Raw genomic sequence first — 10,615 nt, 5'->3', positions numbered from 1 at the left:
ACGTAAGTCCAGAACTCATCAACCTCTAAGCGTTCATAGTAGCGCTTCTTAGGCGCGATCTTATAAACAGATGAGCCTATGGTGCCCAATACTTTACCGATACTGACTGAGGCTATAATAGCTATGTCTCTAACACCGCAACCTCTCACCGTCATTAGCCGTATGATGTCTTCTATTTTAGAGTGACAGCCCTTATAAGTTAAGGCATGGTCACCAATGAATTGACGTTTGCAGTCCTTGCATTGGTAGTTCTGCTTGCCATAGCTTTTTATGCCGTTTTTCTTTAAACTGGGACTGTGACAGTCGGGGCAGCTGATATCTATTTGTGTCTTCATAACCTCAAATATATCATCTTGCTTTGGCTGTCACCCTCCTTTATTTCTTCAGCATACTTTCTGACACACCACCAAAAATTAATACTGACAGCTAGGCATGATAAGCTTGCTCAGATGTCATGTCCTAACTAAAAATAGAGAAAATAATGATTAATACCAAGATATATAAAGCAATTTATACCTTAGCTGAAGATTTACTCGAAGCCGACCGTAGAGGCAACCAAGAAGCATTCGATGCACTTTATGCTGAGCTAAAAGCCATCTGTACTGATAATGAAAACACCGATAAAGACCATCCAGAGCAGTGGGAAACGCTCGCAGACTTCACCGAGGATTTGGATGAGGCATTAGTCATTTATGATAAAGCACAAGCAAAAGCCACCGCGATGAATTCGAAAGATCATATGTCATCGATTGCCTTTTCGATGGCGGTCTTACAGCTGGAAATGGGTGAAAAAGACACCGCGATTAACAGTCTGCAAAATGCCAAAATTACGGCCAATAAGATTGAAGACAAAGAGTTTAAGGTTGAGATAGACGAGCTGCTTGCTAAACTGTTGGCTGAATAATCTCAATTAGGTAGGAGTCAATCTCTATGCAAGATGTCCCTGTTGTAATTGCTGGTGGTGATTTAAGTGGCTTGTATGCAGCTACGGCAGTACAAGGTTTGGCTGATTTGCCATCGATATTGTTATCGTCATCGAAATTTTCACCCAATAGGATTATCGATGACTGACACTGACGCGCCAAAACAGCAGCTATCTCGGCAACAGAGCACGTGGCTTATCCCGTTCGCGTGCCTGCTTGTTGGCGGAAGTTTGACTGGTATCTCTACCAATTTGGCAAAGTATGCTGGCGAGATAGGTATTACCGCACTGGCTTTTCTCTTTTGGTCTATAACGGGCGCAGGGATTATTTTATTGGTCGTTGCCTTTATTAAACAAGAGCTACCACCTTTAAATGCACGTAGCTTTGAGTATTATTTTGTCGCCGCGCTCATTAGTGTTGCTGGTTCCAATTTTCTGTTGTTCTCAGCCATTCCGCATGTTGGCGCAGGTTTCGTCGCCCTTATTATTTCGCTACCGCCATTGCTGACGTATCTTGGTGCCTTAACGCTACGCATGGAGCGATTTAATATTATCCGTGCTTTGGGCGTGGCCGCTGCGCTTATTGGGGCAGGGGTATTGGCAGCGCGTAAATTTTCAGCACCAGATGCCAGTATTTTTTGGATTTTGATAGCGCTTTGCGGGCCCGTGCTGCTGGCTATTGGTAATATATATCGCACATTGCGCTGGCCTAATAAGGCTTCTCCTAGTGCACTCGCACCAGGTATGCTGCTTGCCGCTTCGCTATTATTGCTTACACTTGGTATGCTGCCTAATTTCTCAGTCACTATGCCGCTTGAAGGGCTGACCTTGGGTCTAATTGCCGTACAGTCAGGCGTATTTGCGGGGCAGTTTTCATTGTTATTTCTACTACAAAAGACGGGCGGTCCCGTATTATTGAGTTTATTAGGCTCAGTCGGTGCAGTGGTTGGTGTGCCAGTCGCTATTTTTTTACAAGGGGAAGCGCCACCCGAAGGTCTGTTTTTAGGTGCTTCACTGATAGCCTTGGGCGTTGGCCTAGTAACGTGGGGTGGAGTAAAAATGAAAGCTATCTGAGTTTTTTTTAAAAGGAGGGTATATGTCTGCCACTAAAGAAGAAATTATCGCCTTTATGGCGTTAGAGTTTCCACAGAATAAATACGTAATCGAGGCAGTGGATGATAATGGTGCGACTCTATCGCACGATATTGGTGTCGATGAATTGCGTCCTGGTGGCACCGTTTCTGGGCCTGTGATGATGAGTATCGCTGATGTAGCCCTCTATGTGGCGATACTTAGCAAGATTGGCATTGTTCCATTGACAGTGACGACGAGCTTAAATATTAATTTTCTACGTAAACCCTCAGCAGAAGCACGTATTATCGCTGACTGCACGCTGATGAAAGTCGGACGCACGCTTATCGTTGGCGAGGTTTCTCTATATTCAGAAGGCTCGAGCGATTTGGTGGCACATGTTGTCGGTACGTATTCTGTGCCGCCAAGTTCTGTACCACCCAAATCTTGCTAAGTTGTCTAAGTTATTTTTGTTAAAACCTGCTTGCTAAATCATACTCAAAACATAGTTAGCCTTTATTTGCATTAATCCAGCTTTGCATTTGCTCAATCTCTGGCTGCTGTGCGTCGATAATCTCTTGCGCCAGCTTAAGCATTTCAGGATTTTTACCATATTTAAGCTGAGTTTCTGCCATATCTACTGCACCAACATGGTGCGGAAGCATACCACGAGCAAAGGCCATATCTGGTACTGGGTCTGCGATACCTGCCATCATCTCGCCGTGCATCGCATCCATTCCATCGGCATAGGCTTGTTGCATCGCCGCCGTATCAGCCGTTGGTTCTGCCGCGTCAGGGTTATTAGCGAGCCAGTCTTTCATCTGCTCAATCTCAGATTTCTGGGCATCAATGATTTCTTGAGCCAGCTTGCGCATTTCATCGTCTGTGCCGTATTTTAGCTCAATCTCTGCCATATCTACTGCACCGATATGATGACCAAGCATGCCTTGAGCAAATGCCGCATCAGGGTCGTTATAGTCCATGCCAACCATCATCTCATCGTGCATGGTGGTCATAGAGTCGGTATAGTCTTTGTGCATATCAGTCATTGGCTCGTCATCCATTGCCATACCATCTGCACTCATGTCATGCTCAGTGTGTGGGTCAACAGTGTTAGTGTCATTTGCAGTGGTTTCAACGGTGGTGACGCCTTCTGCGGCAGGGTCGACAGTATCGTTAGCATTGTCATTGGTTGGCTGACAGGCACTTAGTAATAGTGCGGCACTGACACTAGCGGCCAGAATGGAAAAGCCTGATTTGTAATGAGTTTTCATGGTATATCCTTAATTATAATTGCTTCAATCGCTTTATTCGTTTGAAAGCCTTTGTCTAAAAGTGACTGTTTATAAATCTATAACTTATAAATCTATAACCGCTTATAAGTTAAAAACTTACTTTAATTCTTCGATCAGCGCTTGCATCTCACCAATTTCACGCTTTTGCGCTTCAATAATATCATCCGCCAGTTGTCGCACTCGGGGGTCTTCGATATCTGCTCTTGAGCTGGTCAAAATAGCAATGGAATGATGCGGTATCATCGCTTGCATCCAATCGACTTGATCGACGGTTGCTTGGGATCTAACGCCCCAAATGCCAACGGCAAACATCACCACACTTAGCCCATAAACCAGTAAATTCAGCTTAGTCTTTTTATACATGTTACTCATAAATGCCAGCATAATGACTGCCATACCAGCGCCCATGTACAGCGCCATATAAGCTCTGGTTTCACTAAAATAAACGTGATCCCACTGGTAGGTATTGAAATACATCATGATGTACATCACAACAGTAGAGGTCAAAATCATCAGAGTGAACTTAATATAAGGGTTCATGCTTTCTTTATGATTCATCTCTTGTTGATCAGAGTTATTCATAGGGTTGCCTCTATAAATGGGTTCAATATCGATAATACAAATTATAATTGCTGTTGAACAGAGCTGATATCCGCGTAGACTTCACTTGTACCGTCTTTATTAAGCTGCATAATCTGATACGGGTCAAACTTATTTTGATATTCCATACCTGGGCTACCCATAGGCATGCCCGGTACCGCAAGTCCAAGCGCTTGTACGGGCGGATTTTCCAAAAACTGCGCCACATATTTCGCTGGTACGTGACCTTCGAAGACGTAACCATCGGTGGTGACCGCAGTATGGCAAGAGCGCATGTCATTTGGCACGCCGTAACGCTCTTTGAATAATGCCAAATCTGCAACATCGTGCGCCGTGGTGCTTAGACCGTTATCTTCTGCATGGCTGATCCAATCTTTACAGCAGCCGCAGTTGGCATCTTTATAAACAGTTGCTGAGACGTTTTTTAGTAGGTCTGGATTGCTGGCAGGCGTTGTCATTAGTGCTGCATTTGTAGCGTTTGGATTAGTAGTGTTAGACGTTGCAACGGTAGAACTTTCAACTTTTGAGACATTAGGCTCAGAGGCGCTAGTGTTGGCTTGACCGCAAGCAAACAGTGATGAGGCGGCAAATAATATAAGTGTACTGCGCAATAGCTTAGAAGGCTGGCTATTAGACATAGGGCTAGTCTCAGTTTTAAAGGTTTTCATAAAGCTCACTCATGTGTTTTCTACAGCAACTAATAGTATCGTTAATACATTAAGATAACGAACAGCTTAATACAACGACTCTGACAACAACATGACGCGAAGATGACAATTTTGTCATGTTGCAGTCTTAGCATAGGAATATTGCTAGCAATCCTCTATCATTCCCCTATTATTGATAGTATTAACCCAACCCATTAGTGTCGCGCCTGCTATGAAAATATTATTGGTCGAAGATGAATTATCGCTTGGTGATTATATAAAAAAAGGTCTGAGTGAAGCGGGCTTTATGGTTGAGCATCAAACCACGGGGCTGAGCGGCTACCATGCGTTAATGAGCGAAGATTTTAATGTCGTGGTCATGGATGTGATGTTGCCAGATATCAGTGGTTTTGAATTGGTACGCAATTACCGCGCTGCTGGCAAGCACACGCCAATCTTATTTTTAACTGCCAAAGATGACTTAAGTGATCGTATCAAAGGTATTGAGCTTGGCGGTGATGACTATCTTACCAAGCCTTTTGCCTTTGCCGAGCTGTTGGTGAGAATAAAAAGCTTACTACGCCGTGCCAATCAGGCAGATTATAGTAGTAACCTTTTACAAATTGCCGATTTAACGATGGACATTGCCAAACGCAGCGTACACAGAGATGAGCAGCCGATTAAACTCACCGCCAAAGAGTTTTTATTATTACAGTTTTTACTTGAGCGCCAAGGTGAAGTACTACCGCGCTCGGTCATCGCCTCACAAGTTTGGGATATAAATTTTGATAGCGATACCAACGTCATTGATGTAGCGATTCGACGGTTAAGAATTAAGATCGATGATGATTATAAAGTAAAGCTGATACATACCGTACGCGGGATGGGCTATCGCTTAGATGTGATAGAAAGCAGCGTCGATTTAGCTCAGCCTAGCCTATACCAGCCGATAGACGGCCAATAATATGACACCCATTATCACAGACGGCCGCTTATCGCTGTTATGGCGGACGCTATTGTTGCTGACGCTCTGCGTCGTCATTATTCAAATCTGCCTGTATCTCTGGATTCAGCGTTCGGTAAACAGTCATTTTGAGCAAATGGACTCAGAGATTTTAACCCATGCTGCGTTTAATCTACGTCAGCAAATGACTGATCGCTTGCTCGACGATGAGAGGGCAGCATCAGCCTTTAATCAATCCACACCTGCACCGCAACCACCCAACGCTGGACTGGACTACGGGGTAAAAACCCTTATCACTGACAGTCAGGGAAAAGTCATCACCAGCAATCCCAACGTTTTTATAAGCGAGCTGGGTAATAAGCGTGTAAAAGCGTTATGGCAGCAATACCATGACCAGCCGTTTGATTTAAAAATGAATCATCGTCACTATCGCGCTATTGTGATTAAACATTCTGAACGCTTGGCGCTTATTGCCTTACCGATTGATGTTCATCATCAGTATCTGCTACATTTTAACCGTCAGCTTATTTTTATACTCATCGCCATTACCTTTATTTTAGTTTCTGTCGCAGCCTTTAGTGTGCATTTAGGCTTTGCTCCGCTGGCGACCATCAGACAAAAGATGACCCGTATCAATGCCGAACAACTTGACGATCGTATCATTGTCAGCGAGATGCCCAGTGAGCTACGCGCGCTTGCTGACGCTTATAACGCTATGATGGACAAACTTGAGCATAATTTTGAGTCTTTATCGCGATTCTCAGATGATATTGCTCATGAGCTGCGTACGCCGCTTGCCACCTTAAGTACCCAAACCCAAGTAATGTTGAGTAAGCCGAGAGAGCGCAGCGAATATGTTGAGCAGCTGCATGATCAGCATGACACACTCGAGCAGTTATCGAGCTTGATTAACAATATGCTGCTATTGGCAAAGACGCAAAAAGGACTGCATAGTTCTCAGCTCAGTGATGTTGATATCGACTCTCTTGTGATTAAGTTGATGGCTTATTATGAATTCATGGCGGAAGATCGCGGTATTTATTTTGAGAAAATTGGCGTATTTAATACCGTATTGGGCGATGACAGCTTATTGCAACGGCTGTTTTCTAATTTGATATCAAATGCCGTTTATTACGCGGCAAGCGATAGTGTGATTGTTATCGAAGCTGCATCTATCAAGGCTGACACCCTTACTTATAATAGCGCTCATAGCACTACCACTGACAGTACTGATGGAAAAAGCAGGCAAGCTGAGTCCTCAAAGCTGTCTTCTTTAAAACAGTCTTCTTTAAAAGTAACCATCAGCAATCAGTTGGATTCGCCATTGACTCAAAGCGAAGCAGATAAGCTGTTTGAGCGCTTTTATCGCCATGATAAAACCAATACCTTTCATTCAGGCACTGGCTTGGGGTTATCTATCGTAAAAGCCATCGTCGATGCTCACAACGGTAAAATGAGCATCGCTATCAAAGATGAGTATTGCTTTCAAGTCAGCGTCGAGTTGTGATATCGCCATTTAATAAGTTATTGGCTGGTAAAAACCATTTTTCTATTGCCATTATTACTCGGCTGGCTGATGGTCACTTTGCTGCTTAAAATATTACCTTTAGCGTTGATTTTATAGCATTCTTCTGATGAGCCAGCGGGGTCGTTATCGAGCAATAGATTGGCTGATGTTCCGATACAGAACCACGCAGTATTGTTGCTGTCTCGCTGCAAAGACCAGCCTTGGTTATAGGTGCCTATTTTTTTAGCCATACTGCTATCGCTATAAGTGTTTTCAGTGAGTAGTTTACTAGAGTCGCCAATGGTCGCCATCTTCGGTATCGTCGTGGTTTGCGTGGCTAACGAATACTCGCCTGAGCTGTCGGTAAAGCCGTAAAACATCAGTGGATTTTTGGTAAAGTAATTGATAGCCACTGACTGACCGGTGATTTGATTGTTTAATTTATTGATGGTGTTTATTTCGGCACCTTGTACCTTTTTATTATTGAACACCATTGGCCCTTTGGGTGTGACTTTAATTTCTGCAGATACATTTTGACCGTCTATAGTGCCCACCAGCTTTTGACTGCGCTCCTTGGTGTAAATATTCAGCATCGCTGCTTCAACAGGGTATTGAGTGACTGTATTGTTAGAGCCATTATTAGAACCGTTGTTAGTAGCGCCATTTTGATTGGCATTACCAGTAGCACAAGCACTTAAACTCAGTCCTGCTAATATACATAAACTTAGTGTTTTCATTATTAAATTCCTCAATTTTATTAAAAATATCGTCAAAAGCTTACTATAATTGAATTTATTGAGAATGACATCTACCCAGTATCCTAGACCCTGATATCATTACAGGACTATAACAACCAGTAATTTTTTAGCACGGCCTAATCGATGAAATGCTCACCCATCATGTCGATTAAGACGGTAGGGTGGTCATTGACGCCACGGCTGGTTTATGAAGGGCTAGCTTGTTAAATGTAGTATTTGCACTGGTTTTCTTTGTATCGCTTTAAAGTGAATCGACTATAACTAAATACAATGAGGTAATTAATTATGAAACGCGCCAATCAATTACAGCCATTATCCCGTCAACATCACCTCGGGTTAAATCTATCGCGTCATGCTAAGGAATGCATAGATGAGCCAGCAGAAATCAGCAAGCATTGGTTGAATATAACGGGTTACCTTAAAGAGATGGAGCATCACTTTCGGATTGAAGATAACTTAATCGTTGATGCGTTACGGCCTTATCAAGACTCTAAACCCGAAGTAGCCTCAGTACTTAATACCCTTGATGAGCAGCATAAAGCACTACATGCCCTGATGGAAGAAGGTGAAAGCTCAGAGTCGTCTCAAAGCAACCCTATCACGGTTACCCAAGTCAGGGAACTGGCCACATTGCTATACGATCATATTCGTTTTGAGGAACGCGAGCTGTTTCCCATCGTTGAGAGCTGTCTGACAGAAGCAGAGTTGGACACTATTTATGAGGCCAGCCCAGACAGCATTAAACGCTCAGACGAGAATCGCTAAGCAGTTTCGTGAATAAGGCGTGTCATTGAATTGACTGGGTATTATTTAGGCTGAGCTTGTGTTTATGGGTTGTGGCTGGATTTATTAAAGCTAGCAATCAGTGCCACCATGACCATGCCCATAATGATGAGAATGACAGACATCATATGAGCTGCCTCATAATTAAGCGCTTCTACTTGCTCATAGATAGCAATCGAGACGACCTTGGTCTCACCTGAAATACTACCGCCAATCATCAGTACTACACCAAATTCACCAATGGTATGGGCAAAGCTGATTAAGCTACCAAGGATAATGCCGATACGTGCTTGCGGTAGTGCCACTCGTAGAAAGCGTCTTAGACGGTTGGGTTCTAGTAGGCTTGCCACTTCCATGACGCTGGCTGGGATGCGTGAAAATTGTGCGTAGACAGGCTGCACGTAAAAAGGCAGCGAGTAGATAATAGAGCCGATGACCAGTCCCTCAAAGGTAAAGGTAAAGGCACTGATGTTGTATTGAGCGAGCCATTTACCAATACCGAAATTTGGGCTGAGCAGTAATAATAAATAAAACCCAATGACAGTAGGCGGCAAGACAAGTGGCATGGCAATCACGCCCATAAGCAGTATTTTGATGCGACCAACGATATTACCGCGACTGGGTTTGGCCAACCAATAAGCCAATGGCGTGCCAAGTAACAATAAGCATAGGGTAGTGATAGCAGCAAGCTTGATACTGACCCATACTGGCAGCAGCATATCTAAAATAAGGGATTGAGATATCATAGCGTTATTGTTTATCTACCTCTTATTTAATGCGTTACTGATAGGGCGTTATTTATAAGGCATCGCTCATAGTGTCATGCTATTTACTCTACTTAGCATCATACTATAGTGAGTTCAGTATAAAAGCGATACAGCGGGACTGGAATGAATTTTTTGCAGCCTCTGTCTGCGCAGGCACAGCACGCCAGAAAAATTTATACCAGTTCCGCATCAAAATATAATGTATCTGTTTTATTTGGAATCGACTATATAGAGGCGCGCTGACAACGACAGCTCAAACTTCATTGTCAACGCGCCCCATTTATAAATGACAGCTTATAAGTAACAGCGGTGCTATTTAACGGCTAAATAACCAGCTTCAGAGAAATAGGCTTGCCCTGCAGGAGAGCGCAGATAGTCAGCAAAATCTTCAGCGCTAGCGACATCAGTAATGACCATGCCGTCCTGTAAAATAGCAGGATAAGACTCTGGCGGTAAGATATAAAACTGCTCAGGCGTCGCTTTGATGGCAGTGACTTGCGAATGGGCGACAAACCCATAATCGACACTGCCAGTATGCGCATACTGGAACGCTTGACCGATATTTTCGGCCTGAATGATGCGTTTTTGTGCGGTTAAGGAATCATAGAGGTCTTGTGATTGGAGATAGGTTTTTGCAGACTCGCCGTATGGAGCAAGATCAGGGTTGGCAATGGTTATCTTGGTTTTGTCATCGCTGTTAAACAAATCGGTCAAAGTGGTCTGATTTAACCCATCGACTGGTTTGGTTGCACTATAGATGGATAACTGACCTTGGGTGTAAGTAAAGGGCGTACGATTAGCCTCACCTTTGAACATCTCCTCGGCTAACTGAGCAGGGTAGGATTGGTTGGCAGCCAAGAATACATCGTAAGGTGCACCTGAAGTGATTTGAGAATAGAGTTTACCTGAGGAGGCGAAAGTAACTTCAATCTCTTGATCTGGCAGATTTCTATCCGCTTTATAACCCTCGATAATCTCCGGCAACACATCTGATAAGTTGGCCGCCGCGGCAATACGGATATTTTCAGCTGGCTGTGTGGTTTGCGGTGCATCATTAGCAGCTGCTTGTGTCTCATCAGTGCTGGCTTCTTTACTACAGGCGCTTAGGGCCAATGCTAAACAAGCAGACGCGCCTAGTGTCACGATAGATTTTGATACTTTTAAATCTGATGCTTTTAAATAAGGTGATACGTCAGATAAATGGTTGGCTGGTTTATGACGATTATTTGATTGCTCTGCTTGCATACTCTATACTCTCAATTCAAAATAAAAAACAAAAGTTAGTAAAAATACATTATCTT

The 10,615-nt window shown here is 43.5% G+C and carries 14 protein-coding genes; 7 read left to right on the top strand and 7 right to left on the bottom strand.

Annotated elements, in window-relative coordinates; all coding sequences use genetic code 11:
* Window positions 1-335 (bottom strand): IS1 family transposase (locus tag EI161_RS06390; protein WP_192529115.1); only part of this gene is annotated, 335 nt, incomplete at its 3' end.
* Window positions 336-481: 146 nt separating this feature from the next.
* Between EI161_RS06390 and EI161_RS06385 the strand changes: the two genes are divergently transcribed.
* The 4 genes from EI161_RS06385 to EI161_RS06370 are packed head-to-tail and all read left to right on the top strand — an operon-like array spanning window position 482 to window position 2,447.
* Window positions 482-904 carry a tetratricopeptide repeat protein gene (locus EI161_RS06385; protein ID WP_192529244.1) on the top strand — a complete coding sequence of 141 codons (423 nt, stop codon included), beginning with the start codon at window positions 482-484 and terminating at the stop codon, window positions 902-904.
* 26 nt (window positions 905-930) lie between these two features.
* Window positions 931-1,071 carry a hypothetical protein gene (locus EI161_RS06380; protein ID WP_192529243.1) on the top strand — a complete coding sequence of 47 codons (141 nt, stop codon included), beginning with the start codon at window positions 931-933 and terminating at the stop codon, window positions 1,069-1,071.
* Window positions 1,064-1,996, top strand: a complete 933-nt coding sequence (locus EI161_RS06375) for a DMT family transporter (protein ID WP_192529242.1) — start codon at window positions 1,064-1,066, stop codon at window positions 1,994-1,996. Before EI161_RS06380 ends, EI161_RS06375 begins: the two co-directional genes overlap by 8 nt.
* Window positions 1,997-2,018: 22 nt before the next feature.
* On the top strand, window positions 2,019-2,447 hold the full coding sequence (locus EI161_RS06370) for a PaaI family thioesterase (RefSeq protein WP_192529241.1): 429 nt from the start codon (window positions 2,019-2,021) through the stop codon (window positions 2,445-2,447).
* Between the two features lie 55 nt (window positions 2,448-2,502).
* On the opposite strand, the gene EI161_RS06365 is transcribed toward EI161_RS06370, so the two are convergent.
* The 3 genes from EI161_RS06365 to EI161_RS06355 all read right to left on the bottom strand — a co-directional run bounded on the left by EI161_RS06365 (window position 2,503) and on the right by EI161_RS06355 (window position 4,556).
* Window positions 2,503-3,267 carry a DUF305 domain-containing protein gene (locus tag EI161_RS06365; RefSeq protein WP_192529240.1) on the bottom strand — a complete coding sequence of 255 codons (765 nt, stop codon included), beginning with the start codon at window positions 3,265-3,267 and terminating at the stop codon, window positions 2,503-2,505.
* Window positions 3,268-3,384: 117 nt separating this feature from the next.
* Complete coding sequence (locus tag EI161_RS06360; protein WP_192523165.1) at window positions 3,385-3,870, bottom strand: DUF305 domain-containing protein; 486 nt, start codon at window positions 3,868-3,870, stop codon at window positions 3,385-3,387.
* A gap of 41 nt (window positions 3,871-3,911) precedes the next feature.
* A complete protein-coding gene (locus EI161_RS06355; protein ID WP_192523164.1) occupies window positions 3,912-4,556 on the bottom strand; it encodes a DUF411 domain-containing protein in 645 nt (214 codons plus the stop codon).
* A gap of 211 nt (window positions 4,557-4,767) precedes the next feature.
* On the opposite strand from EI161_RS06355, the gene EI161_RS06350 reads away from it, so the two are divergent.
* Together EI161_RS06350 and EI161_RS06345 are read left to right on the top strand one after the other, a co-directional pair.
* Window positions 4,768-5,499 (top strand): heavy metal response regulator transcription factor, encoded by a 732-nt coding sequence (locus EI161_RS06350; protein ID WP_192523163.1) that lies wholly within the window; start codon window positions 4,768-4,770, stop codon window positions 5,497-5,499.
* Between the two features lies 1 nt (window position 5,500).
* A complete protein-coding gene (locus tag EI161_RS06345) occupies window positions 5,501-7,006 on the top strand; it encodes an ATP-binding protein (RefSeq protein ID WP_192523162.1) in 1,506 nt (501 codons plus the stop codon).
* Window positions 7,007-7,023: 17 nt separating this feature from the next.
* On the opposite strand, the gene EI161_RS06340 is transcribed toward EI161_RS06345, so the two are convergent.
* Complete coding sequence (locus tag EI161_RS06340) at window positions 7,024-7,743, bottom strand: hypothetical protein (RefSeq protein ID WP_192523161.1); 720 nt, start codon at window positions 7,741-7,743, stop codon at window positions 7,024-7,026.
* 306 nt (window positions 7,744-8,049) lie between these two features.
* On the opposite strand from EI161_RS06340, the gene EI161_RS06335 reads away from it, so the two are divergent.
* Entirely contained in the window at window positions 8,050-8,529 is a 480-nt protein-coding gene (locus EI161_RS06335; RefSeq protein WP_192523160.1) for a hemerythrin domain-containing protein, read from the top strand.
* A gap of 62 nt (window positions 8,530-8,591) precedes the next feature.
* Here the strand turns inward: EI161_RS06335 and modB are convergent, their stop codons facing one another.
* On the bottom strand, window positions 8,592-9,293 hold the full coding sequence (modB, locus tag EI161_RS06330) for a molybdate ABC transporter permease subunit (protein WP_192523159.1): 702 nt from the start codon (window positions 9,291-9,293) through the stop codon (window positions 8,592-8,594).
* A gap of 333 nt (window positions 9,294-9,626) precedes the next feature.
* Window positions 9,627-10,559 carry a molybdate ABC transporter substrate-binding protein gene (gene modA / locus EI161_RS06325; protein WP_192529239.1) on the bottom strand — a complete coding sequence of 311 codons (933 nt, stop codon included), beginning with the start codon at window positions 10,557-10,559 and terminating at the stop codon, window positions 9,627-9,629.
* Window positions 10,560-10,615: the final 56 nt, after the last annotated feature.

Source organism: Psychrobacter sp. FME5 (assembly GCF_014861375.1).
Classification (GTDB): domain Bacteria; phylum Pseudomonadota; class Gammaproteobacteria; order Pseudomonadales; family Moraxellaceae; genus Psychrobacter.
Note: the sequence above shows the minus strand (reverse complement) of the source record. Positions and strands in the feature narration are given on the sequence as shown.

Coding starts and splice junctions, on each gene's coding strand:
- EI161_RS06385 (WP_192529244.1), top strand. CDS start 482: ATGATTAATACCAAGATATATAAAGCAATTTATACCTTAGCTGAAGAT.
- EI161_RS06350 (WP_192523163.1), top strand. CDS start 4,768: ATGAAAATATTATTGGTCGAAGATGAATTATCGCTTGGTGATTATATA.
- EI161_RS06335 (WP_192523160.1), top strand. CDS start 8,050: ATGAAACGCGCCAATCAATTACAGCCATTATCCCGTCAACATCACCTC.
- EI161_RS06360 (WP_192523165.1), bottom strand. CDS start 3,870: ATGAATAACTCTGATCAACAAGAGATGAATCATAAAGAAAGCATGAAC.
- EI161_RS06365 (WP_192529240.1), bottom strand. CDS start 3,267: ATGAAAACTCATTACAAATCAGGCTTTTCCATTCTGGCCGCTAGTGTC.
- EI161_RS06345 (WP_192523162.1), top strand. CDS start 5,501: ATGACACCCATTATCACAGACGGCCGCTTATCGCTGTTATGGCGGACG.
- modB (WP_192523159.1), bottom strand. CDS start 9,293: ATGATATCTCAATCCCTTATTTTAGATATGCTGCTGCCAGTATGGGTC.
- EI161_RS06340 (WP_192523161.1), bottom strand. CDS start 7,743: ATGAAAACACTAAGTTTATGTATATTAGCAGGACTGAGTTTAAGTGCT.
- EI161_RS06355 (WP_192523164.1), bottom strand. CDS start 4,556: ATGAAAACCTTTAAAACTGAGACTAGCCCTATGTCTAATAGCCAGCCT.
- EI161_RS06375 (WP_192529242.1), top strand. CDS start 1,064: ATGACTGACACTGACGCGCCAAAACAGCAGCTATCTCGGCAACAGAGC.
- EI161_RS06370 (WP_192529241.1), top strand. CDS start 2,019: ATGTCTGCCACTAAAGAAGAAATTATCGCCTTTATGGCGTTAGAGTTT.
- EI161_RS06380 (WP_192529243.1), top strand. CDS start 931: ATGCAAGATGTCCCTGTTGTAATTGCTGGTGGTGATTTAAGTGGCTTG.
- modA (WP_192529239.1), bottom strand. CDS start 10,559: ATGCAAGCAGAGCAATCAAATAATCGTCATAAACCAGCCAACCATTTA.